Raw genomic sequence first — 25388 nt, 5'->3', positions numbered from 1 at the left:
AAAGAATAAAAAATGAATTCATTAGAAATAAAAAAAGCAACTGTAAAAGATTTAAACGAACTTCAAATAATTGGAAGACAAACATTTTCTGAAACATTTGCAGCAGTGAACAGCGAAGAAAATATGATTAAATATCTGGAAGAAAGTTTTGCTGACGAGAAATTGACAGTAGAATTAAATAATCCAAATTCGCATTTCTATTTAGCTGTTTTAGAAAATAAGGTTATTGGCTATTTAAAATTAAATACCGGAAACGCACAAACTGAAAAACAAGACCAGAACGCTCTTGAAATAGAACGCATTTACGTTGCAAAAGAATTTCATGGCAAAAAGGTTGCGCAGGCACTTTATACTCAGGCTTTACAAACTGCCGAACAATTGGAAACATCTTATATATGGCTTGGGGTTTGGGAAAAGAATTTTAGAGCAGTCAGCTTTTATACTAAAAATGGTTTTGTTCAATTCGACACACATATCTTTCGTTTGGGCAACGACGAACAAACTGATTTATTGATGAAAAAAGTTTTATAAACTATGAAACTAAGTTTAAGTATCTAATTTGTCATTCCGAGGAACGAGGAATCACACTCGGGGTTCGACAAAGATTGGCGCTATACTGTGCTGAGTTTCTAGTGTGATTCCTCGTTCCTCGGAATGACAAGTTTGGGGAAAATTTTTAAAATAACAATAAAAAAGCCACATAAATCCAAATGGAAAAACGACAACTTTTACTAATTTTATTAATTATTGGAACCGCATTCTGGGGTATTTCCTATTCGGTAACGAAAATGGCTATTGGTGATAATTCGCCCAACACTTTTCTATTTTATCGTTTCTTTTTGGCTGTTATTGTGCTTTCCATTATTTTTTGGAAATATGTTAGAGAAACAAATTTAGAGAACATCAAAACGGGGCTAATTTTAGCCGTTCCCATGTTTTTAGGAATTCAGCTTCAGACTGTAGGACTAAGATATACAAATGCTTCGCAGTGTTCTTTTATTGCTGGATTGACTGTTATTATTATTCCTTTACTAAAATTAGGAATTTATAGAACCAATACTTCTTTAAAAATCTGGATTGCCGCTTTGACGGCGCTAACGGGTTTATTTGTTATTGCAATACAGGATAAATTTACCGTAAATATAGGCGATTTGTTTACTATTGCAGGTTCGTTTGGCTTTGCAGTTTATTTGATTGCGGTCGAAAAGCATTCGGCTTCCAAAAATCTTTTGTATTCCATCGTTCCTATGTTTGCTTTTTGTGCCTTATTTACTTTTTGTCTGGCGATTACAGATTCTAAAGCGGTTTGGTTTCCTCAAAATAATACTTTTTGGATGGGTGTTGTTTACTGCGCTTTGTTTTCTACTGCTTATATGTACACCGTTTCTAACATTTCACAACGTTATTTATCAGCAGAACGTGTAGCCGTAATTTATCTGTTTGAACCTGTTTTTGGTGCTATTGGAGCATTCTTTATATTGGGAGAAGATATTTCCTGGCGTTTGCTTTTGGGCGGAAGCCTTATTTTTACCGGAACTATTATTTCTGAAGTCAATTTTAAAAGCCCTAAACTTAGGATTTTGACTAAAAAGAGTTGAATAATTTTAAAAAAGTTTCACGCAGATTTGGCAGATTTAAGCTGATATAGGCTGGTTTTTATTCTATTTGAATCTGCTAAAATCTGCTAAAATTTGCTTAAATCTGCCAAATCTGAGTGAAATAATCTTTTACATTTACAAAGGCAAAAGCGTATCTTCAGGATCACAAGGAAAATAAATGATGATATCCGTACCTTCATTTGGTTTTCCTTCTGCACGAATATCTCCTCCAACGGCCTGCATAATTTTTTTACATAAAGCCAAGCCTATACCCGATCCTGTATATTGCTCCTGCGTATGAAGTCTGGTAAAAACTTTAAAAATAGATTCCGAGTATTGCTGTTCAAAACCGATTCCGTTATCAGAAAAACGAACCCAGTGACAATATACTTTATACCTGTCATGTATAATAACAGGTTCCTGAGAAGCTGTTATTCGAATCTTTGGCTGCCTCTCTGTTGAAGCATATTTTAATGAATTTTGAAGTATATTAATAAACAACTGTCGCATTAAAAAACCAATTGCATGAACTTCCGGAAGGTTTTCATGCTCGATTATGGCATTGCTTTCTGCAATACTTTCGTGCATTTCCCTGATAGTAGATTTCAAAATTTTATTTAAATCGACTTCCTGCAGTTTATCTCTTGTATTTTTTATGCGAGTATATTTCAAAATATCTTCCAGCAAACCACTCATTCTATTAGCCGATTTAGAAACGCGCTGTAAAGAATTCGAAATAGATTCGGTAGAAATAATATCAAGTTCCGTCAGCATTTTAGAAGTTATCAGCTGAATTTTACGCAACGGTTCCTGTAAATCATGTGTACTAATCCAGTTTATATTTTCAAGCTCAGAATTGGTTTCTTTCAAGATCTCACTTTGGTTACGATATTTCTCCTCTTCCTCACTCAACATAATCAAAATAAGCTGATTGTGTAAAGCGTGAGCATATTGAACAGCAGCATTAATTTCATACTGTCTCCAAATACTGCTTCGGTTTTTGACAATCTGTTTCCAGATATTAAAAGAATTTCTCGGATGAAGTCCGTTACTATCTTTTATAATGCTTTTTTCAGGATCACCGCCCCAATTAATTTCAGTAACCGTTTCCGGCCTGAACCACATTATATGATCGTCATTTCCGAGAGAATGATAAACAATTCCTGCGAAATTAGAGTCTTGTGCAATTTCGGGAAATTCATCACAAATTTTATTCGTTGTAAAAAACTCATTTTTACCTTTAGCATAAATTTCTTCAATTAACTTTATAATTTTCTCATCACAAGGCGCTAATCCATTTTTATAAATTTTACCTCTTGAAACAATTGAAACTCCCGCAGCATTACAAATCTCTAATAATTGTGGTGCAGTAATAATAGTTTCTAAAGAATCCTGCGAAATAGGAAGATCAAGTCCTGTTAATTGTTCTAATGCTAAATTTGTTTTTTGTGCACTGATATTCTCATCATTCGATTGTCTAATGTCGATTTGAGAAGTAATAAATTGTCCCTGAAGTTTAGCAGCCAATCGAATTTCAGGCGAAATATTCTTTTCTGAATAATGGTGACAGGCTATCAATCCCCACAATCTCCCATGGTGAATAAGCGAAATGGTAAGTGTTGCGCCAACGCCCATATTTTTTAAATATTCCACATGAATTGGCGACGTGCTTCTCAAAATCGAGAGACTTAAATCAAGATTCTTATTTTCCTGCTCATCTTCAACCGTAAAAATCGGAACTGGTTTATAACCAATATCTACGATAAGTCTCAGTTGATTTCTTATATACAATTCTCTGGCCTGTGCCGGAATATCGGTATGCGGATAATGTAATCCTAAAAATGGCTCTAAATCTTCCCTGCAGCTTTCAGCAAAAACTTCTCCGTTGTATTGTTCATCAAAACGATAAATCATAACACGGTCATAACCTGTAATTTCGCGGGTTCCCTGCGCTACAAGTGCGCACAAATCTTTAAGCGATTTGGTATTGTTCATCTGTGTCACAAACTGAATCGTCTGTGTATAAACGTCTGCCAGTTTCTCTTTTACAGAAAACTGTGGTTCTGCTTCCAGAACGTAAATATCGAAACTTTTATGAATTGAGATTTGAAATAGTTTACCCAATAATTCTATCTGAAGCGGAAAAACATCCTGAATTTTATTTATATAATCCAAAATCTGTTTTTCGGCATCAGCACCAAAAACAGTAGCAAAATCTTTTCCTAAAACCTGATTATGAGTAAGATCTAAAAATACAGTTATATTTTCTGTGCAGTAATCAATTTTCCAATCTAAAGTGACACCAATCAAAAAACCATGCGGCTGTATTTGACCTGGAATATGTATGGGTTCGTGCTCACAATTGGTTAACGTGACTATATCACGATTAACTATATCTTTAAATTTCATTCTTTCTACCTGCCTTCAAAATGTTTATAAATGCTGTCAAAAGCAAACACTGCTCCTTTAATTATTTCATCTCCACATTCATGCTTCTGTTCATATTCTGAAAGAAAATTTAAAAAAGCTTTCCAGAAACTTCCTGTTTTTTCTCCGTAACCATTAAAATAAGAAACGCCTTTTTCACCGGAAAGCTCAGGACATTTTGAAACGTTTTTCAAGATAAATCTTCCTCCTAATGTAGAACCTTCAACAACATATAAAACACCAAGTGCAAAAGGAACCGACATTTCTGCTGCATGAAAAACTTTAGCCGAATCTTTTTTTGTATAATTTAAAAATAAAAGGTCATCTTCTATAAGATGTTTCTTTCTTCTTTGTTCCAGATCTTCGATAAGGTTAGAGAAAAAAGGAAAAACAATCTCTTCTGTATCATTATGAACATCGTGCATTAAACTGAGATAAAAAGTATAATCTTCCAGTTTCATCTCTGGCGACATAATCGATTTTGACACCGAAAGATCTTCCAGTTTTTTATGAGAATCAGCTGTTTGCGTTTTTAGATTATGAAGAAAATCTGAGGCTATTGCAGAATTTGTATGTGTACTCATTATAGTATATTGTGTGGTTTATGAGCCATATTTTCTAAAGCTCTTTTCACAAATTTAAACAAAAAATAATAGCGCTAAAATAAAAAATAACCCTTCTCATTTTTAGTTTTTGAGTTAAAGTCGGCAATAATTTATACGATTTTGACATTCGTCAATGTTTTTTTAATTGATTAGCTTTAATTTTGAAATTGATTAAAAACTGACCGATGATAAGTGAACTTGAGACTTTAATTAAAAGCAAAATAGAATTAAAAAATGAGGAACTCGAAACTATTCTTTCCTGCTTTAAATTAATACAAGTAAAGAAAAACGAACAGCTGCTGAAAAGCGGTGCAGTGGCAGACAAAATATTTTTTATCAAAAAAGGCTGTCTGCGTTTATATTATAGCACCGAAGATCATACTATTGCAACACGTTTTATGGCTTTTGAAGGTACTTTTTTAACTTCGATTGTTAGTTTTATTTCCCGCGAACCTAGCGCAGAATACATAGAAGCTGTTGAAATATCTGATCTTCTGGCGATTTCTTATGATAATTTTTTCAGGCTTAGAAACACTATTCCGCAATGGGATAAAATGTACATCTATATACTCGAATACGGTTTAACGGTCATTACTTCTAAACTCAGTAGTTTACTGACTCAAAATGCTGCAGAGCGTTATCGCAATCTCCTTAAAAACAATCCCGAATTAGTGCAAAGATTATCCAACGTAAATCTGGCCGCTTATCTTAATATTTCTCCGGAAACCTTAAGCAGAATAAAATCACAGATCTAATTGATGATCTGTTAACTATCAAAAAAGAAAAACAAAAAACAACCTTAAAAAACATTTTTTATCATGAGAAGTGATGAAGTAAAAAAAGGCGTTCAGCGAACACCTCACAGATCCCTATTGCGTGCTACGGGCTTAAAAAACGAAGATTTCGGAAAACCTTTTATTGGTGTTGCCAATTCGTTTATCGAAATCATTCCGGGGCATTTTTTCCTGAACAAAGTATCCGAAATCATTAAAGAAGAAATTCGCGCCAATGGATGCGTTCCATTTGAATTTAATACTATCGGAATTGATGATGGAATTGCCATGGGACACGACGGAATGTTATATTCCTTACCAAGTCGTGAAATTATCGCCAATTCGATCGAAAGCGTAATGAACGCACATAAATTAGATGCCATGATCGCGATTCCGAATTGCGATAAAATTGTTCCGGGAATGATTATGGGTGCACTTCGCGTAGACGTTCCGACGATTTTTGTGAGTGGAGGACCAATGTCTAAAGGCTATACTAAAAACGGAACGGCAATCGATTTGGCTTCTGCTTTTGAAGCGGTTGGAAAACACGAAGCCGGAAAAATATCAGACGAAGAATTGTACGATATTGAATGTAATGCCTGCCCAAGCGGTGGAAGCTGTTCCGGAATGTTTACTGCAAACTCAATGAATACGTTGATGGAAGCCATGGGAATCGCACTTCCGGGAAATGGAACCATTTTGGCACAGACTCCGGAACGCGAACAATTGTACCGCGAAGCTGCAAGAAGAATTTGTGCTATCGCGAAAGATCAGCAGGAAATTGAGAAATTCAAACTTAAAAATATCCTTAACGAAAATGCCGTAAGAAATGCTTTTGCTGTTGATATGGCAATGGGTGGAAGCAGTAATACCGTTTTACACATGCTTGCAATTGCAAACGAAGCCAACGTCGATTTTAAACTGAAAGACATCAATACTATTTCCGGAAACATTTCTCATATTGCTAAAATTTCTCCGAGTTTGAGCACCGTTCACATGGAAGATATTAATCGGGCCGGAGGTGTGAACGCTGTTATGAAAGAAATGAATAAAAGAGGTTCTGGTGTTTTATTGGATAATTTAACCATAAGCGGAGAAACTTTATTGGAAAAAATCGCCAATGCAGAAATTAAGGACACTACTATCATCCACACTATAGACAATCCTTACAGTAATGTGGGCGGACTTGCTATTTTATACGGAAATCTGGCTGAACAAGGCGCTGTTATTAAAACGGCAGGACTTACAGGCGGAAGAGTTTTTACAGGAAAAGCAGTTTGTTTTGACGGTCAGGCCGAGGCGATTGCCGGAATTATGATGGGAAAAGTAAAAGCCGGAAATGTAGTGGTTATTCGTTACGAAGGCCCAAAAGGCGGACCAGGAATGCAGGAAATGCTCTCTCCTACCAGTTTAATTATGGGAATGGGATTAGGAAGTTCCGTAGCCCTAATTACGGATGGAAGATTTAGCGGTGCTACCAGAGGTGCTTCAATTGGTCACGTTTCTCCTGAAGCTGCTGAAGGCGGTATGATTGGTTTGGTTAAAGATGGTGACGAAATTCATATCGATGTAGATCAATATATTCTGTCTGTTAATTTGACCGATGAAGAAATAGAAGCCCGAAAAGAAGCTTTTAAACCTTTGAAAAAGCCTTTAAATTCTAAATGGTTAAGCCAATATCGAGCATTGGTAACTAACGCCAGTACTGGCGCTGTTTTGAAAACTGATTTAGATTAAAAACAAAAATTGCTTCGGAGAAGCAAAATATTTATAGAAGTTCTATTTATCATTAATAGCACAGCTCCAGCAGAGCGAAATATATTAGCATTACCTAAAAAAACATTTCGCTCTGCTGGAGCTCTTTTTCGTTGTCCTATTTGGATTTCTATAAATATTACGTCCCTCTGGGACTTACCATTTTGACTGGTCATTTTTTAAAATCTTAAGCATATTTAAAATAAAAATCTATGTTTCTATGTGTTTAAATATTTTTAGCTTTTCTAATAAAAATCTTCTACCAAACAAATTTCAAAAGTTGTTTGCCCTTTTTCATTTTTGTTTAGAATATAACCACCGTGTGCTTCTACAATGTTTTTAGAAAGCGTTAAACCAATTCCGGCACCTTCATTTCGAGTGGTGAAAAAAGGAAGAAAAATTTTGTCTTCTATTTCTTTTTCAATTCCTTTTCCATTGTCTGCGATCTTTATAAAGAATCTGTTTTCTTTGGCTTCAGCCGAAATAAAAATCTGTTTCTGATCGTTTTGACTCAACGCGTTAATTGAATTTGCCAATAAATTAATCAGTACTTGTTCCAGTTGTTGCTGATCGACGTTAATTAAATAATTATGTGTGATTGAATTTACCACTTCAATATTCTGTTTTCGCAGTAACGGATTCATGATTTGAAGTGTATTTTCTACCAAATGCTGTAATTCTATTTTTTCCTTTTTAGGAGAAGGCAGCATGGCCAATTTTCGATAACCTTCAATAAATTTCTGTAAATGATCGCTTCGTCTTAACATCGTTTCGACACTGGTTTTAATATCTTCCAAATCTTCTGTAGAAAGCGAATCCTGTTCTACCAAATCCTGCAGGTTTTGACAAATAGAACGAATTGGCGTAATCGAATTTAGAAGTTCATGCGAAATCACTTTCATTAAATTAATCCAGGCGTCTTTCTCTTTTTTCTCTACCACATTCTGAATAGAATCTAATAAAACGATAAAATAATCCTGCTCAAAAATTTCGGTACGCGAGGCCTGTAAAACAAAAGTTTGTTTGTGCTGTTCGTTAATACTAATGTCGATGGAGGTTTTAACTTCATGAAAATCATCTTCTTCAATAATTTCGCATAAAGCGGGCAACTGATTTTTAAGGTATTTCCATTTTGAAACTTTCGGAACATTAAAATGACTAGAAAAATAATCGTTCATTAAAAAAATGCTCCAATCGCTTTCCTGTTTTTGCAAAATCACAACTCCAGTTTCGATATTATTTAAGATCGAACGATAAATAATGTCCTTTGAAATCTGTTCATTTTGTTTGTTTTTCAGCGTTTCATATAAGTTGAACAAATCATTGTAACTTTTATTGAACCGATGTTTGGAGAAATCTGAAGAGAAATCATTTTGCAATATCGAAGCAATCGTTTTATCATAAATAAGCACAAAATTTCGAACGTAAAAATACATTTCGCGAACAATCAGAAAGACGATGCAGAGCCCGAATATGCCTGTAAACAATAACCCAATTTTAAAGAAATGAATAGAAAGTTCAATTCCGGCAACGATCAGGATCAATCGCAGAAAAAGTAGTTTATAAGTTTGTAATGTCTTAAACATATTAGCTGATATTGATATTGTATTTTTCTAAACGTCGGTACAGAGCGCCTCTCGAAAGCCCCAATTCTTCTGCCGTTTTACTAATATTATTGCTGTTTTTTAAAAGAGCTCTTTCTACCGTTGCTTTTTCGACAGAAGAAAGCTGAATATCATCAGAACTATCTTCATAAGGCGTGATGATTTCCAGATCTAAATCAGAAACGTTGATTTTATTGTTTTCACAAAGAATCACAGCGCGCTCGATTTTATTTTCCATCTCGCGGATATTTCCGTTCCAGGCGTGTTTTTCAATTTGTTCTAATACTTTTTGATCAAAAACAATTTCGTCTCTTCCGTATTTTTCAATCATTTTATCGAGAAGATATTCTGCCAGCGGAATTTTATCTTCGTTTCTTTCTCTCAAAGGAGGCAAAACAATTTCCATCGTATTAATGCGATAATACAAGTCTTCACGGAAGTTTTTATCGGCAACTTCTTCTTTCAGATTCAGATTGGTTGCTGTAATAATTCGCACATTTAATGGTCTCGGTTTGGTTTCTCCTAATCTTGTTACCGTTTTGGTCTGAATAACCTGAAGCAGTTTGGATTGAAGCTGAAGCGGTACATTTCCTATTTCGTCCAAAAAAATAGTTCCGTTCTGTGCCATTTCAAAACGTCCGGGCGTATCGTTTTTCGCATCTGTAAAAGCACCTTTTGCATAACCGAATAATTCACTTTCAAAAATATTCGAATTTAACGAACCCAAATCAACAGCAATAAAAGGCTTTTCTTTTCTTTCGGATTGAGAATAAATATGATGTGCTAAAACGAATTTCCCTGTTCCGTTTTCACCCAGAATTAAAACATTCGCATCGGTTTTGGCTACTTTATCGGCAAGAGAATAAGCTTTTTTTATTGTCTCAGAACTTCCAATAAAAAAGTCATTTTTTATCTCGATTTCTTTACTCTTTTTCTGCTCTTTTCTGGCTTTGTCAACAGCTTGTTTTACCGATTCTAAAAGCTTTTTATTTTCCCAGGGTTTCAAGATGTAATCAAAAGCACCCGATTTTAAACCTTCTACAGCTGTTTCAACTTTTCCGAAAGCGGTCATTAAAATCACAACGGTTTTTGGCGAAAGTGTTTTAATTTCTTTTAATAAATACAACCCTTCTCTCCCATCTTCAAAACCAATTCTGTAATTCATGTCCAATAAAACGACATCAATGGTATTTTTCGACAATAATTCGACGATATTTTTCGGATTATTGAGCGTAAAAATGTTCTCAAAATACTTTTTCAGGTAGACTTTTGACGCAAAAAGAATGTCTTCCTGATCGTCTATGATTAAAATTGATGCGTTTGTTTTTTTCATTGTTGTTCGGTTTTGGACGAAAGGTGTCCATTAATGGACAGTTCTATATTTTATTTCCAAATAAATCATTAAAAACGAATGGTTTACAATGTTTAAATTATTGGCACGAAAATCACATTAGAACTGATAAATCATTACTAATTAAAGCCTTTCGGAAGTAAAAATAACAAAATAATTAAGTACAAATTACATTGAAAATATCTTAATTTTCAGACTTGTTTCTTTCATTTCCGAAGGCATTAAAATTTTAAAAGAAAAATCAATCAAAAATCAAACAGTCAAATTATGATTACAATTAAAAAACTTTCAAAAGTATTTAGAACTGAGGAATTAGAAACAAGAGCTTTAAGCGAAATCTCATTAACGATCAATCAAGGCGATTTTGTCTCGATTATGGGACCTTCAGGAAGCGGAAAATCAACTTTGCTAAACATTATCGGACTTCTGGACAGCGCTTCAGACGGAAGTTATAAACTTCTCGATCAGGAAATGGTCGGTTTAAAAGAAAAAGCAAAATCAAAAGCCCGAAAAGAAAACATTGGCTTTATTTTTCAAAACTTCAATTTAATTGATGAATTATCGGTTTTTGATAATATCGAACTGCCTTTAATTTACAGTAATGTTCCAACTGCAGAAAGAAAATCCAGAGTAAACGAAATTGCAAAAATCCTGGGAATTTCACATCGTTTGAAACATTTTCCGCAGCAACTTTCGGGCGGGCAACAGCAACGTGTGGCTGTGGCGAGAGCTTTAATCAATAATCCGAAAATTATTCTGGCCGATGAGCCAACCGGAAATCTGGACAGTAAAAACGGAAACGAGGTTATGGAATTACTGACTGATCTTCATGCGAGCGGTTCGACTATTCTTATGGTTACGCATTCTGATTATGACGCTTCATTTTCACAGAAAACCATTTTAATGAAAGACGGAATGATTTTGTCTGAAAAAATGAATAATAGAAATGTAGATGTTCTGGTAACAGCTAAAAACTAGGTTTATGTTACAGAACTGGATTAATACTTTTATTTTTCATATCAAAAAAAACAAGCTTTTCACAGCCTTAAACATTTTAGGGCTCAGTATCGGAATTGCGGGTTTGATCTTTTCTATTTTATACTGGAACGACGAACAGAGCTATAATGAGTGGAATCCGAATAAAGAAGTTGTTTTTCAATCTATAAGCCAGGTCAGCGAAACCAATTTATGGGTAACCAATGTATTAACCTTTGAAGATTATTTCAAAACCGATTTCAAAGAACTGGAAAGTTATTGCTATTTGGATACCTGGTATGCTCAAAAAGTACTGCAATACAATAATAAAAAAGGCATTTTTAATATAATTGATGCTCAAAAAGCTTTCTTCGATATGTTTCCTTTTCACTTTATTAAGGGGAATGCTAAAACGGCCATAAAAGATGAAACTTGTATTGCAATATCTAAAGAAACCGCGTTAAAATTATTTGGAAGTGTAAATGTACTAGGGAAAACGATTCGATATTATGATCGAAAACTTATCGTAATGGGCGTTTATACTATTCCGGGAAAGTCTTCAATAGCGCCGGAAGCAGTTACCAATTTTATTGCAGAAAGAGTTCCTAAAGAAAAAGACAATTGGGGAAACTTTAATATGGGATTGTTATTAAAATTAAAAAATCCTGCTGATAAAGATAAAGTAGCCGCCAAAATGAGCAATCTGTTGTATCAAAACAGAACCGTGAGATGGGCAAAAGAAGAAGGTTTGACCGTTGCAGAATGGGAGAAGAAAAATGGAGCCGAAAATATGAAGATATTTTTAGATCCTCTGAAAGACGCCAGATTGCATGCGCTTATTGATGGTTATGCGGAAGGTAAAGGCAATTATGATTTTTTGATGATTATGATGGGATTATCGGTGTTGATTCTCATCTTATCGCTTTTTAATTATATCAATCTTGCAACAGCAAATGCTATTAAAAGAGCTAAAGAGGTTGGAATTAGAAAAATAGCAGGAGCATCGAAAAGCAATATTATAGGCCAGTTTATTTTTGAAACCTTTATTATCACCACTTTTTCGATATTATTATCTCTGGTTATTGTTGAATTATCATTGCCTTTTTACAACAATTTTCTGGAGAAACAACTGAGTCTTAGCGGCACTTCATTTTTCTATGAATTATTGAGCATTTTTATTGTTACTGTAATTGTCGCAGGAATACTTCCGGCTCTTTATGTCTCTAATTTTGAAGCTTCAAAAGTCTTAAAAGGAAATTTTGAAAGAAGTAAAAACGGTATCTGGCTTAGAAACGGAATGTTGATTTTGCAATTTTCTATTGCTTCTTTCTTTATTACAGGATCTTATATCGTTTACGATCAGGTGCAATTTTTAAGCAAAAGAGATTTAGGTTTTAAAGGTGACCAGGTTTTAGAAATAAAATACAAAAAACCAGAAATCGATTTTAATGACTCTATAGCTCTTAAAGGGTTATATCCCAAATACAAAACCCTAAAACAGGAAATTGCTAAGATTGAAGGCGTATCGCAGGTAAGTACAGGATCATTTTCGTTTGGAGGTGGCGGAACTTCTGCCTCTACGTTTAATTACCATGATAAAAGTATTCAAAGTCAAAATATGGCTATTGATTACGGAATGCTCGAAATGCTAAAAATCAAATTGGCAGAAGGCCGTTATTTTGATGAAAAAATTGCGTCAGACAGTGTAAATTCTATACTAATCAATGAAACGGCATTGAAAATAATGAACGAGAAAAATCCGATTGGAAAAATTGTAAACTGGAATGACCGTAAATTAAAAATTATCGGAATCGTAAAAGACTTTAATCTCTGGGGACCAAAAGCTAAAATTCCGCCGATGCTCTTTTTTCATCTCAAAACTGTCGATTGGATGAACATAAATGTCTCCCGAATATTTGTAAAAGTAGATCCGGTTAAAATGGTAAACACAATTCCTGATCTGGAAAAATTCTGGAGAAAAAATATAGATCAGGATTTTCCTTTTAAATATGACTTTGTAGATAAGGCTTATGCCAGAAATTATAAAGAATTCATAAATCAAAGAAACCTTTTTTCACTGTTAAATGTAATCGTTATCCTGATTGCATTGTTCGGACTTTTCGCTTTAGCTTCTTACTCCATTCAAAGCAGAATGAAAGAAATAGCTATCCGAAAAACACTAGGCGCAGAAACACCTGTTTTACTAAAAGAACTTTCTAAACAATACATTATCTTTTGTTTAACCGGTTTTTTAATTGCATTGTTTCCGGCTTATTATTTACTGAATAAATGGCTTGAAGATTTTGTTTTTAGAATTGATATTTCAATTTATCCTTTCTTAATTGGCTTCGCCGTTTTATTATTCTTAACCTTAATCGTAGTCTTATCCAGAATGTATCAGGCTACAAAAGTCGATGTTTTACAATATCTAAAGAGTGAATAACATGCTAAAAAATTATATCAACATATTTATATATCATATCAAAAACAACAAATTCTTTACGGCTTTGAATGTTTTAGGATTGAGTATCGGAATCGCAGGTTTAATTTTTGCGATTTTATATTGGAATGACGAACATTCCTATGATCAATGGAACCCTAATAAAGACCATGTCTTTTTAGTAACTAACCAAATGGACCCCACAACTTACTGGGCTTCAAGTTCTGCACCGATTGGAGCTACTATAAAAAATGCAAGTCCGGAAGTTGCATCTTATTGTTATGTAAACGGGAATTACAATAGTGAAATACTTCATTTTAATGAAAAAAAAATACAGTCTGACCAAGTTCTTGTAGCACAAAAAAACTTTTTTGATTATTTCCCGTATCAATTTATCGAAGGTGGTGCAAAAACTGGTTTATCAGACAGTAATAGTATTTCCTTATCTCAAGATCTCGCTGAACAGCTTTTTGGAAAAGAAAGTGCCCTTGGGGAAAAAATAGTAATGAAAAACCAGGTTCTGGTTGTTCGGGGTGTTTATAAACTGGATAAAAAATCGATTTTTAATCCGTCTTGTGTAGTCAATTTCATGGATGCACGAATAAAAGATGCAATTCAGCAATGGGGTAATTTTCAATTTATTCTTTTATTAAAACTAAAAAAGCCAACTGATGCTGATTTAGTTACAAAAAATCTGGCCAGGGTTTATTATAATAATATGATCGTGCCACGTGCCAAATTTCAGGGCATTACTCCGGAAGAACTGATTAAGAAATTTGGAGAAACAAAACCTCATTTAGAACCTTTATCTTCTATTCGTCTTCATACCAAGACCGGTGGTCTCGTAGAAAGCAACGGAAACTATCAGCTTTTGTTAATTTTTGTCAGTTTGTCGATTCTAATCCTGACACTTTCTATTGTCAATTATGTGAATTCTGCTACGGCAAATGCTGTAAAACGAGCTAAGGAAATTGGCGTTCGAAAAGTAATTGGTGCCTCTAAAGCGAATATTATACAACAGTTTATTTTTGAAACAGCCATAATTTTACTGTTTTCTATTTTAATATCTCTTGTAATTGTTGAACTTTCTCTTCCTTTTTATAATACTTTTTTAGAAAAAACACTCACATTACAAAGTGGACAATTTTATCTTCAGCTAATCGGCATTTTTATTGTAACTGTAATTATTGCAGGGATATTTCCGGCCTATTATGTTTCAAATTTTGAGGTTTTAAAAGTTTTACGAGGCAATTTTGCACGAAGCAAAAACGGTGTCTGGCTTCGTAACGGAATGCTGATATTCCAGTTTGCTGTAGCTGCTTTCTTTATCATTGGATCTTATATTGTAAATCAGCAGATCGATTATATGAATTCAAAAGATTTGGGTTTTAAAGGAAACCAAATTCTGAGCATTTCTTATCGCAATATCTATGGTGAAAAAATTACTGTTCAAGACCAAAACGATAAACTTAATACTATCAAAAATCAACTGCTTCGTATAAAAGGCGTTAAAGAAGTTGCAGGCGGTGGTTTTGTGATGGGAGGCGGTGCAAAATCTGTCATTTCATACCATCATAAAGACATTAATATCGATGGGAATAATATTCCAATAGATTTTGGGCTTCTTGAAATGCTAAAAATAAAACTGGTAAAAGGACGCTATTTACAACCTCAATATGCTCAGGATACAATTAACTCTATGTTGATTAATGAAACTGCTTTAAAGCTACTGAATGAAAAAGATCCGATAGGAAAAAAAATAAACTGGGACGGAAAAGAAGCTATTATTGTGGGTGTTGTAAAAGATTTTAATATCGGAAATCCCGGCGAAGTTATACCTCCTGTGTCGATATTCCATTTTAAAAGCATACCCTGGTTTCCCGGTCTGGTAAACAATATTTATGTAACTGCAGATTCTAAAATTATGCCCGAGACTATTGCTTCTATAGAGAGTTTATGGACAAAGAAAATTGATTCGGAATACCCTTTTGCTTATGATTTTGTAGACAAACAATATGAAAGATCGTATAGCAGTTTTGTTAAACAGAAAAATCTTTTTTCACTCTTAAATATAATCGTTATCATTATTGCTCTTATCGGATTATTTGCTTTGGCTTCCTACTCCATCGAAAGACGTATGAAAGAAATTGCTATTCGAAAAACACTTGGAGCAGAAACTATCGTTTTACTAAAAGAACTTTGTAAACAGTATATTCTTTTTAGCACATTAGGTTTTATTATTGCTTTATTTCCTGCCTATTATTTATTAAACAAATGGCTGGAGAATTTTGCTTACAGGGTTTCTATTTCTATTTCTCCGTTTCTAATTGGCTTTACCGCTTTATTAGTTTTAACGCTGGCAGTAGTTCTTTCGCGAGCTTATCAGGCTACAAAAGTGGATGTTTTACGTTATTTAAAATACGAATAAGATGCTGAGAAACTGGACAAACATTTTTATATACCAAATAAAGAGCAGTAAACTTTTTACTGCTCTTAATATTCTAGGATTATCAATTGGTATCTCGGGATTAATTTTCGCAATGCTTTATTGGAACGACGAACATAATTACAACGATTGGAATCCGGAAAAGGATCATGTTTATCAGGTATTAGCTCAATTAAGTGAGATGCCTGTAACAACAAATAATCCTGTACGTCTCAAACCTCATTTAGAAAATGATCCTAATGTTGAAACTGTCGTTTTTGCAGATGAATGGTATCAAAAAGACAAAGTGATTTATAATGGACAAAAGGAATCTGTAGATAAAATCATAAATGTTGAACGGGATTTCTTTTCGCTTTTTCCTTTTAAATTTATTTATGGAAATGCCAAATCAGCTATAAAAGATGGAAATAGTATTGCCATTTCAGAAAAACTTTCAGAACGTTTTTTTGGTGACAAAAGCCCTGTAGGCAAGCAAATTAAATGTTTTAATTCTACGTTTACAATTGAAGCTGTATATCGCATTCCGGGAAATTCATCGATTGCGCCAAATATTGTGGTAAACCGTATGAAAGATCTAACAGATCCTGCGCAAAATCCGGGTCTTTTTGTTTTAAAAATTTTAGTAAAACTAAAAGATCCATCAAAAGTAGAATTAACCCGAAAAATGCTTGAAAAAGTTTTTTATGACGAAGTTATTGTAAGAACCGCCAAACAAGCGGGTTTTACACCTGCAGAAATGATCAGGAAAATGGGAAGTTTTAAAGTTTTCATGGAACCGCTTTCAACCGCAAGACTTCATTCTGCAACCGATGGTTATCCTGAAGGCAGAGGAAATTATCAGTTTTTGGTAATTATGGCTTGTTTATCTGTCTTGATTCTAATTCTGTCTATTGTAAATTATATCAATCTGGCAACTGCAAATTCGATTAAAAGAGCTAAAGAAGTTGGAGTTCGTAAAGTTTTGGGAGCTTCAAAAAAACATATTGTTTACCAATTTATTTTTGAAACCATTCTCATAACAACCTTTTCAATTTTATTAGCATTGATGATTGTTGAAATAACACTTCCTTTTTATAATTCCTTTTTAGAGAAAAATTTAAAAATGGTTCAGGGTCAGTTTTACCTTCAATTGTTACTAGTTTTTGCCGTAACCATTTTATTTGCCGGAATATTTCCTGCACTTTATGTTTCAAATTTTAAAACTTTAAATGTATTAAAAGGCAATTATGAAAGAAGTAAAAGTGGTGTCTGGTTCCGAAACGGAATGTTGATCCTGCAATTCGCAATTGCTGCATTTTTTATTATTGGTTCAATTATTGTCTACAGGCAAATTGAATATTTAAACAATAAAGATTTAGGTTTTAAAGGAGATCAGGTATTGGCTGTTTCATTAAATTTTCCGTCTTCTTATTATAATGAAGAAAAAAGCGATCAAAAAATATATAATCGATATAATACGATAAAAGAAGAATTATATAAGATAAAAGGGGTTTCTAAAGTTTCGACGGGTTTAATTGCATTCGACGGAAATGACAATTCATTGTGGCCTATATGGTATAAGGAAGAACTCTTTAAACAAAAAGCAATTGGAATTGATTATGGAATGTTGGATTTGATGAAAATTAAAATACTTCAGGGAAGAGATTTTGATCAAAAACTGGCTTCGGATACTACGAATTCTGTTTTGATAAATGAGAACGCATTAAAACTGATGAATATTAAGAATCCGATTAATACTGAAATTAAAATTGGAAATCAACCCATGAAAATTATAGGCGTTGTCAAAGATTTTAATTTATTAAGCCCCGAATCTGATATTGTTCCCATAACTTTCTATCATATTAAATCTTTACATATGGCGGCAGAAATGAATATGGTTTACATAAAAATCAAACCTGAAAATATGCAGAATACTATTGCAGACATAGAAAATTTCTGGAAAAGAAAAGTAGATGCTGAAAATCCTTTTCAATACGATTTTGTAGACAAACAATACGCCAGAACTTACGAAGCATATGTCAAACAAAAGAATTTATTCTCGCTGTTGAATATTGTTGTCATTCTTATTGCACTTTTTGGTCTTTTTGCTTTGGCCTCTTATTCTATTCAAAGAAGAATGAAAGAAATTGCTATTAGAAAAACATTGGGGGCAGAAACTAATGTTTTGTTGAAAGAATTATCAAAACAATACGTTCTTTATTGTTTTCTCGGATTTGTATTAGCGATTTTGCCTGCTTATCTTTTATTGCAAAAATGGCTGAATAATTTCGCTTTTAGAATAGAAATTCCGGTATTACCTTTTGTAATTTCTTTTGTGTTTTTACTTTTTCTAACACTATGCATTGTTCTGACAAAAGCTTATCAAGCCACAAAAGTTGATGTATTACAATATTTAAAATACGAATAAAAGCAAAGTATTAAAGCTAAAAAAGCGTTCGCATCAACGAACGCTTTTTTATATTTTCAAAAATCAATGTCAATTTCAAAAATCAATGTCAATGTCAAACTCCTAACTCCTAACTCCTAACTCATAACTCATAACTTCCCACCTACTTCTTCGTAAATCCTTTTCTGGTCATTTCGCCCCAGCCTTTGGTTCCCATGATTTTTTCTTTATAACCAATCAGCGCCGAATATACTGTTAGTGGATGAAAATAGATTGGCTCGATAAAAGCAGCCATTAAAAGTTTAAAGAAATCGGCTTGTTTTGGGTATTTATGATAGGTTTTCTCTTCACTAAACAAAGCAATAACCGAAAAGAAAACAGCAAAAGTGTACACAAACAATAAAAGCAAAATAAAGAAATGCCAATTGAGTAAACCGAATATTATAAATAATACGGTTATAACCAAACCAATAAACTCAATTCCGGGAGCCAGAAATTCAAACAAAGTCCAATAGGGCACGCTCAGCATTCCTAACAATTTGTATTTCGGATTCAGGAACATTTTTTTATGGAAACTCAGTGTTTCTATAGTTCCACGCATCCAGCGGCTGCGTTGTTTTTTAAAGATCGAAAAATCTTCCGGAGCTTCTGTCCAGCAAAGCGGATCCGGAATATAACTTACAGCATACGGAAGTTTGTTTTCCAACATATAGCGACGCATTCTTACAATCAGTTCCATATCTTCGCCAACCGTTTTGGTGCTGTAACCGCCTGCCATTATCGCTACTTCTTTGTCAAACGCACCAAAAGCACCACTGATTAATAGCAAACCGTCCAGTCTTCCCCACGCCATTCTTCCTAATAGAAAAGCTCTTAGATATTCTAAAACCTGAATTCTGGGCAACATTCGATCGGGAATATTTACTTCAACCAAACGACCGTTTTTTATCACACACTGATTCGCAATTCTTACTACACCACCAGTCGCAATAATTCGTTTTCCTTGAGATTCTAAAAATGGTTTTGCCAGTTTTAAAAGCGAATCTTTATCTAAAATACAATCTACGTCAATACAAACTACATAAGGGTTTTCGGCAATGTTTAATCCAACGTTTAATGCATCGGCTTTACCTCCATTTTCTTTGTCGACAACAATTAATTTTTTGTATGCGGCATTTCGGGAAACATAAATTCCTTTTATCTTTTTGGTTTCAATTTGAGGATGAAATTCACGTTCAGACAAAATCAAATCGTATTTTTTGATCAGGATTTCCATCGAATTGTCTTTACTTCCGTCATTCACCACAATGGCCTGATAGTTATTGTAATTAAGTGAAAGAAGCGATTTTACATTTTCTTCGATTGTTAAACCTTCGTTGTAAGCCGGTGCAATTAGCGAAAGTTTTGGAGCAAATTCGCTGGTTAAAAGCACATCATAATCTACAAAGCTGTTTTTCTTTAAATAACCTCTTAATTCTTTTGTAGAAAGATAAGCCAGTACTAAATAAGAAGACATAATAAGTATAGCATATCCTAAAATAAGGAGTATGTACACATCCAGAAACCAAATTAATTCGTCAGTAAAAAAAGTCATTTCTTATCAATTAAACTGTTAGTGACTGCAAAATACTTTGCGCTTCGTACTTTATTGTAATGTTGGGAGCTTTGGCAATCAATTCCGCTACAAAAGGAACTTTCTGTGTTAGTTTCAATTCTTTTATCAACTTCAATCCAAGTGCAACAACAGTTGTGTTTTTTGATTCCAGTAAAAGTTCAATTCCTTCAGTGTCACCAATATCGTGTTTTTTAAAAGCACCAATAATGTTTAGTTGCGTCCAGTCATCAATTGGGTCAGAATGTTCTATGAGATACACTATACTTTGAGTTCCGGCAAGCTTAATACATGCATTTATGGCTGTAATTTTTAAAGTTTTATTTCGTGCTTTAGAATATGCAATTATATTATCAAAAGCATCAGAAATATTAAACTCGGCAAGTTCTGTGATTCCTTTGCATTTTACTTCCCTTTTAATACTTTTTAGTTTTTTAAACGAATCTTTTATCAATCCTGATTCTTTGTAAAACTGTTCTATTTTTTGCGCATAAATCCCTTCGTAGTTTTTATGAAGATTTATAATATTTTCAATGAACACTTCCCTAAAAAAAGAAGTATCAAAAAGCACCAAAAAGTTCTTATTATTTTTAATTCCCGAATAAGAAACATCTTCAAAAATTACCGAAGACATTATTTTTTCTATCTCTGCATTATACTCAATTTCAAGCCTTTCTCTTTTTATTTTTCGGTTTCGGCTCGCTACAATATACAAGTACAGGACAAAAGATGCGGCTACAAAAAAGTAAATCGCAAAATGGAGAAAAGGTACTACCCAACTACCGCTTTTATATAGTTCCCAGATTTCTTCCATATTAAAAACGTTTGGTCAGGATTAACTGGACATTAAATCGGTTTCTGTACTCTCCCGGAATATATTCTTCTCTTTCATAAAGAAATATCGGACGTACAAAAAACGATTCTCCTAAACGATGCTGGTATTGAATTCCGGCTCTGTACGCCTTTAAAGGCGTGGTAAAATTATTATACAGATACAAATAAGGAACGTTTCCGTATTGAAGTTCAAATCGTATAAGGCTTTCTTTCTCTTCATTTACTTTTTGCAGACTTAAAACATGAGAAAACAATTCGTTTGAAGTATCGTAATAAGGTCTGTAAGCAACGGTGTAAGTTCCTGCTGTATAGGCCAATTGTCCTGTAAGCAGTGTTATATCATCACTTTCAAAATGCATAAAACGTGCTCCAAGGGAATAATCAAACTTTTTATGTGGTTTAAAATAGTATTCTAAACCTGCTTTTGCTACAGGAAATATAGTTTCGCCTGTAGAAACTCCTCCGTTTGCATATAAATAGCTTTTATTGGAGAATGTCTGGTAAAAATCAACTTCAAATAATGCCTGAGTATCGTTGCTAACATTTCCAACATTGGCACGCCCGACAATTGCTGACTTATTGAATTTATGTGAATATTCCACATAACCATAATGAAAAGGAGATTGTCCCGGTTCTGATGTTGAAACATTTAAATATGAAACCGAAACTGCATTTTTGGATTTATGTCCAATAAGTGTTCGTATTCCTTTAAAAGCCTGAGTACTGTTGTCAATATAAGCCGCTTTCTCAATTAATTCTAATGCTTCCTGATCCCGGTTTAGTTTTTCCAGACAGCTTGCTTTTATTTTTAAAACATCAAGGTTTTTGGGATCTAATACCAAATATTTATCGCAATATACAATGCACTTTTCATATTGCTCTGTCCAATAATAAACATTCACAATAGCCTGCAAAGCTTCCGGATTTGGATTAATCCTGTCAGTCATTGGGGACAAAATTTTTATTGCTGTTTTATACTCTTTTTTCCAGCTGTAAATACGTGCAGTATAGATTTGTATGTCTTCATCCTGAGGAAATTTAGCCCGCAAAGGTTCAATGAGTGATAAAGCTTTATCGTAGTTCTCTTTTTCAACTTCATGTTTAACATTTGCCAAAGTCTCATCAACATTAATTTCCTGAGCAATAGTAAGAGACGAAACGAATAAAAGGATTATGGAATAAAATAAATACTTCATTAGAAACGTGTTTTTAGTAATTTATTAATTCGCACTAAAAGCACGGCCGGACTTACTGGTTTTGCAATAAATTCGTTTGCACCAATATCGAAGGAGTCCAGTTCTGTCTGTTCTACACCTGAAGAAGTAAGTATAATAATAGGAGTTTCAGAATTTATGCTTTGTCTTACATATTGGGTAATCTCCATTCCGCTTCTTCCCGGCATGTTGATATCGGTAAGGATTAAATCGTAATTGTTGATTTCGATTGCGTCTAAGGCATCTTTTCCATCCGAAAATTGGTCAACAGTAAATCCTTTTGATTCTAAGAAAAAAGATAACGATTTGCGTAGGATATCATTATCTTCTGCTAAAATAATTCTCATTTTTTTCAAATTTTAAACTTGGGGGCAAACTTTAATTATTGCATGATATATGTAAAGCTAGGGCTTATTTCTCTTTTATCATAGCTCTTTTAGAATTTTTACTACCTCAATAACGCCACAATGCAGTACATTCACTTTGTCTAAAGTTTCTGTAGTAAATTCTCCCGCTGTTGCTTCTTCTTCAATAATAGCAGCACAGTTACTCAGGTCGTCCAGCATAAAAATATCCAGACTGGATTTCATATTATGCGCCAGGCTTTTTACAGTATCGTGATCTCCTTTATGAAATGCTTCTTCTAATTGTGTAGTCTGACCTGGAATTTTTTCTATAAAAAGATGAATCATTTCTTTTTTAAATTCAAGATCACCACAAGCCATTTCGTCTAAAAAGGACATGTCTACAGTTCTTTTGTGCGTCTGCTCGTAATCCGGATTCATCACTGTTTTTATCGCTTTTAAAAGAACCGCCTGTTTAAAAGGTTTTGGTACGTAAGCATCCATTCCAGATTTGTAACAACGCTCCTGCTCTCCCACTAAAGAATGCGCTGTCATGGCAATAATAGGAATTTTAGAATTCATTTCGTTACGAATGTATTCTGTAGTCTGATAACCGTCTTTAAGAGGCATTTGAAGATCCATCAAAATTAAATCATAATCATTTTGGGACAAAAGTTCAATACCTTCTTCTCCATTTTGTGCAATATCAAGATGAAAACCGAAGTTGTTAATAACGCTTTTGGCTAATTTCTGATTTAAAACATTGTCTTCGCAAAGCAGTATTTTAAGATGTCCCAAACTATTTTTAGTTACCAATTTAGGAGCAGTTTCAGTAGGATTTGCCTTTTTATAAGTTAAGGTAAAGAAAAATTCAGAACCTCGATTCAGTGTACTTTTCACCTGAATATCACCATTCTGAAGCTCGATTAACTGTTTTACGATGTTCAATCCTAATCCTGTGCCTCCGTAAGTTCGGGTAGTACTTTCTTCAGCCTGCGTAAATCTTTCAAAAATAGTAGTTAGTTTATCTTTCTGAATTCCGATTCCGGTATCTTTTACAGAAAATTTAAGGGTATAATTATCTTCTGTTTCTTCCACTTTTTTAACCGAAACTGTTACTACCCCTTCGTTTGTAAATTTTAAAGAATTCCCGATCAGATTCACCAATATCTGATTTAATCTTCCCTGATCACCAACCACATTATCCGGCATTTCGGCATCTAAGAAGAGATTAAAATCGACATCTTTCTGAACTTTTACTTTCAATAAATTATAAACGTGCTTTAATGTCTTTTTTAAATTAAAAGGTTCCGATTCGATCACCAAATTTCCGGATTCTATTTTAGAAAGATCCAGAATATCATTTACAATTAGCAACAGGTTTTCTCCTGCAATCTGAACACTTTCGATATAATCGCGTTGTACATCATCTAGTTCGGTCTGCGCCAAAAGATCTGTGAACCCAATAATTGAGTTTAAAGGCGTTCTGATCTCGTGACTCATATTTGCCAAAAAACTGTCTTTTGCCAAAACTGCTTTTTCTGCAATTTTTTTCTGAGCGTCTAACTGAATGTTTTTTGTACCAATTTCTAATTGTGCCATTACGTGTTTGGCTACAATAGAAAGGGCATTACGCTGGTTTTCATTCAGTTCTTTTACGACATGATCTATAGCACACAATGTTCCAATATTATATCCATCGGGAGTTGTAATTGGAATTCCTGCGTAGAATCTAACATTAAATCCGCCCGTAACGTTTGGATCATCTTTAAATCTTTCGTTTAAATGCGTGTCGTTAATTTCGACCATTTTAGTATCCAAAATAGTGTAACGACAAAAAGTGATATCTCTGGGAACTTCAGAAACACCTATTCCTATTTCAGATTTAAACCATTGTCTGTTTTCGTCTATAAAGGAAATATGTGCAATAGGAACACCGCAGATGTAAGAAACTAATTTTGTAGCATCATCAAAAGCGTGATCAGGAAGTGTGTCAAGTATATTGTAACGTTTTAAAGCAGCTAAACGTTGTAATTCGTTATCTGGGATTGGGTAATCGTTATTCATTTTTATTACAGTAGGAAAAGCAGGCAAAGGTAAATCAATTTAAGTGAAAACACTTGTTTTGCAGTGAGTTTATTGCAGAATTATGACAAATGTGACTTAAGTATTACAGTTTGGATTGCCCTTTTTTGTTTCAAAGAGGAATACCAAAAGTCCTTGGTTAACTAATATTCCATCGACTTTAATTATCTCTGAAGATAAAAAATAGTTTGTTTTTCGATTTATAAAGAAAAAGCAGTTTCTTAATTTGAAAAAGGCGCTTCTTTTGATTTATTTAAAGTTTTAAAATATTTTTCAATTCCAAAGTTGTAGTTCCTGACGAAATTACTTTTGGAGCTTTTGCCAATTTCCCAGCTAAAAATTCAGTTGAAATGGGTTTTAAATTCTTAAAAAGTCCAATTGCGTTGAAGACTTTAATAATTCTAATAGAAATTTTTTCGCCCCAACGATCTGTATTTTCACGAATTAACGGCCCTGGTCTGAAAATAATATATTGAGGAAAATTAAGTTTTTTAATATATTCTTCTAGTTCTCCTTTCATTTTAGAATAAAAAACATTGCTTTTAGCTGAAGCGCCGTAAGAAGAAACTAAAACAAGAGATTTGACTTGATTCTTAACAGCAATTTCTGAAAAATCGGCTGGAATATCATAATCGATTTTCCATTGTTTTTCTTTAGAACCTGCATCTTTTAAGGTTGTTCCAATGCAGGAAAAAAGCACATCTCCCTTAATTAAATCCTGAAACGAATTTACATCTGAAAAATCCACAATATGTTCGGTAAGCTTTGGATGGGATTTTCCAAAAGGACGTCTCACAAAAACAGCAACCGAAGTATAATCTTGATCTTCTAAAAGTTTATCAACCAATTCCTTTCCTGTAGAACCAGTGGCTCCAATTACCAGTGCTTTCATAATTCAATTGTTTTACTGTTTGTGCAATTCATTAAACACATAGAAAT

At 33.7% G+C, this 25388-nt stretch carries 18 protein-coding genes; 8 read left to right on the top strand and 10 right to left on the bottom strand.

Annotated elements, in window-relative coordinates; all coding sequences use genetic code 11:
- Window positions 1-12: 12 nt before the first annotated feature.
- Both ACFS3A_RS08360 and ACFS3A_RS08355 read left to right on the top strand, forming a co-directional pair.
- Window positions 13-531 carry a GNAT family N-acetyltransferase gene (locus tag ACFS3A_RS08360; protein WP_379824923.1) on the top strand — a complete coding sequence of 173 codons (519 nt, stop codon included), beginning with the start codon at window positions 13-15 and terminating at the stop codon, window positions 529-531.
- A 179-nt stretch (window positions 532-710) separates the two neighbouring features.
- Window positions 711-1598, top strand: coding sequence for a DMT family transporter (locus ACFS3A_RS08355; protein WP_379824922.1), 888 nt, complete (start codon window positions 711-713; stop codon window positions 1596-1598).
- A 135-nt stretch (window positions 1599-1733) separates the two neighbouring features.
- Here ACFS3A_RS08355 and ACFS3A_RS08350 read toward each other — a convergent pair whose 3' ends face one another.
- Together ACFS3A_RS08350 and ACFS3A_RS08345 are read right to left on the bottom strand one after the other, a co-directional pair.
- Complete coding sequence (locus ACFS3A_RS08350; RefSeq protein WP_379824921.1) at window positions 1734-4007, bottom strand: ATP-binding protein; 2274 nt, start codon at window positions 4005-4007, stop codon at window positions 1734-1736.
- Between the two features lie 5 nt (window positions 4008-4012).
- A complete protein-coding gene (locus ACFS3A_RS08345) occupies window positions 4013-4609 on the bottom strand; it encodes a biliverdin-producing heme oxygenase (protein ID WP_379824920.1) in 597 nt (198 codons plus the stop codon).
- Between the two features lie 206 nt (window positions 4610-4815).
- Between ACFS3A_RS08345 and ACFS3A_RS08340 the strand changes: the two genes are divergently transcribed.
- Together ACFS3A_RS08340 and ilvD are read left to right on the top strand one after the other, a co-directional pair.
- Window positions 4816-5385, top strand: coding sequence for a Crp/Fnr family transcriptional regulator (locus tag ACFS3A_RS08340; protein ID WP_379824919.1), 570 nt, complete (start codon window positions 4816-4818; stop codon window positions 5383-5385).
- Window positions 5386-5448: 63 nt separating this feature from the next.
- Window positions 5449-7140, top strand: a complete 1692-nt coding sequence (ilvD, locus tag ACFS3A_RS08335) for a dihydroxy-acid dehydratase (RefSeq protein ID WP_379824918.1) — start codon at window positions 5449-5451, stop codon at window positions 7138-7140.
- A 263-nt stretch (window positions 7141-7403) separates the two neighbouring features.
- Here ilvD and ACFS3A_RS08330 read toward each other — a convergent pair whose 3' ends face one another.
- Together ACFS3A_RS08330 and ACFS3A_RS08325 are read right to left on the bottom strand one after the other, a co-directional pair.
- Window positions 7404-8744: a sensor histidine kinase gene (locus tag ACFS3A_RS08330; RefSeq protein WP_379824917.1), complete on the bottom strand. Its 1341-nt coding sequence runs from the start codon at window positions 8742-8744 to the stop codon at window positions 7404-7406.
- 1 nt (window position 8745) lies between these two features.
- The gene (locus ACFS3A_RS08325) at window positions 8746-10095 is read right to left on the bottom strand and encodes a sigma-54-dependent transcriptional regulator (protein ID WP_379824915.1); all 1350 of its coding nucleotides are present in this window, start codon (window positions 10093-10095) and stop codon (window positions 8746-8748) included.
- Between the two features lie 285 nt (window positions 10096-10380).
- Here ACFS3A_RS08325 and ACFS3A_RS08320 point away from each other — a divergent pair, with 285 nt between their 5' ends.
- The 4 genes from ACFS3A_RS08320 to ACFS3A_RS08305 are packed head-to-tail and all read left to right on the top strand — an operon-like array spanning window position 10381 to window position 18381.
- Window positions 10381-11091 (top strand): ABC transporter ATP-binding protein, encoded by a 711-nt coding sequence (locus ACFS3A_RS08320; protein WP_379824914.1) that lies wholly within the window; start codon window positions 10381-10383, stop codon window positions 11089-11091.
- Window positions 11092-11095: 4 nt separating this feature from the next.
- The gene (locus ACFS3A_RS08315) at window positions 11096-13531 is read left to right on the top strand and encodes an ABC transporter permease (RefSeq protein ID WP_379824913.1); all 2436 of its coding nucleotides are present in this window, start codon (window positions 11096-11098) and stop codon (window positions 13529-13531) included.
- A 1-nt stretch (window position 13532) separates the two neighbouring features.
- On the top strand, window positions 13533-15956 hold the full coding sequence (locus tag ACFS3A_RS08310) for an ABC transporter permease (RefSeq protein WP_379824912.1): 2424 nt from the start codon (window positions 13533-13535) through the stop codon (window positions 15954-15956).
- A 1-nt stretch (window position 15957) separates the two neighbouring features.
- Complete coding sequence (locus ACFS3A_RS08305; protein WP_379824911.1) at window positions 15958-18381, top strand: ABC transporter permease; 2424 nt, start codon at window positions 15958-15960, stop codon at window positions 18379-18381.
- A 142-nt stretch (window positions 18382-18523) separates the two neighbouring features.
- Here the strand turns inward: ACFS3A_RS08305 and ACFS3A_RS08300 are convergent, their stop codons facing one another.
- The 6 genes from ACFS3A_RS08300 to ACFS3A_RS08275 all read right to left on the bottom strand — a co-directional run bounded on the left by ACFS3A_RS08300 (window position 18524) and on the right by ACFS3A_RS08275 (window position 25341).
- Window positions 18524-19954 carry a glycosyltransferase family 2 protein gene (locus ACFS3A_RS08300; RefSeq protein WP_379824910.1) on the bottom strand — a complete coding sequence of 477 codons (1431 nt, stop codon included), beginning with the start codon at window positions 19952-19954 and terminating at the stop codon, window positions 18524-18526.
- Window positions 19955-19964: 10 nt separating this feature from the next.
- Window positions 19965-20786, bottom strand: coding sequence for a hypothetical protein (locus ACFS3A_RS08295; RefSeq protein WP_379824909.1), 822 nt, complete (start codon window positions 20784-20786; stop codon window positions 19965-19967).
- 1 nt (window position 20787) lies between these two features.
- A complete protein-coding gene (locus ACFS3A_RS08290; protein WP_379824908.1) occupies window positions 20788-22002 on the bottom strand; it encodes a YaiO family outer membrane beta-barrel protein in 1215 nt (404 codons plus the stop codon).
- Complete coding sequence (locus ACFS3A_RS08285; protein ID WP_379824906.1) at window positions 22002-22367, bottom strand: response regulator transcription factor; 366 nt, start codon at window positions 22365-22367, stop codon at window positions 22002-22004. The genes ACFS3A_RS08290 and ACFS3A_RS08285 overlap by 1 nt, the downstream gene beginning before the upstream one ends.
- Before the next feature lie 78 nt (window positions 22368-22445).
- On the bottom strand, window positions 22446-24431 hold the full coding sequence (locus tag ACFS3A_RS08280) for a GAF domain-containing hybrid sensor histidine kinase/response regulator (RefSeq protein ID WP_379824905.1): 1986 nt from the start codon (window positions 24429-24431) through the stop codon (window positions 22446-22448).
- Window positions 24432-24702: 271 nt separating this feature from the next.
- The gene (locus ACFS3A_RS08275; RefSeq protein WP_379824904.1) at window positions 24703-25341 is read right to left on the bottom strand and encodes an NAD(P)H-binding protein; all 639 of its coding nucleotides are present in this window, start codon (window positions 25339-25341) and stop codon (window positions 24703-24705) included.
- Window positions 25342-25388 lie beyond the last annotated feature (47 nt).

The organism is Flavobacterium notoginsengisoli, assembly GCF_042686225.1.
Classification (GTDB): domain Bacteria; phylum Bacteroidota; class Bacteroidia; order Flavobacteriales; family Flavobacteriaceae; genus Flavobacterium; species Flavobacterium notoginsengisoli.
Note: the sequence above shows the minus strand (reverse complement) of the source record. Positions and strands in the feature narration are given on the sequence as shown.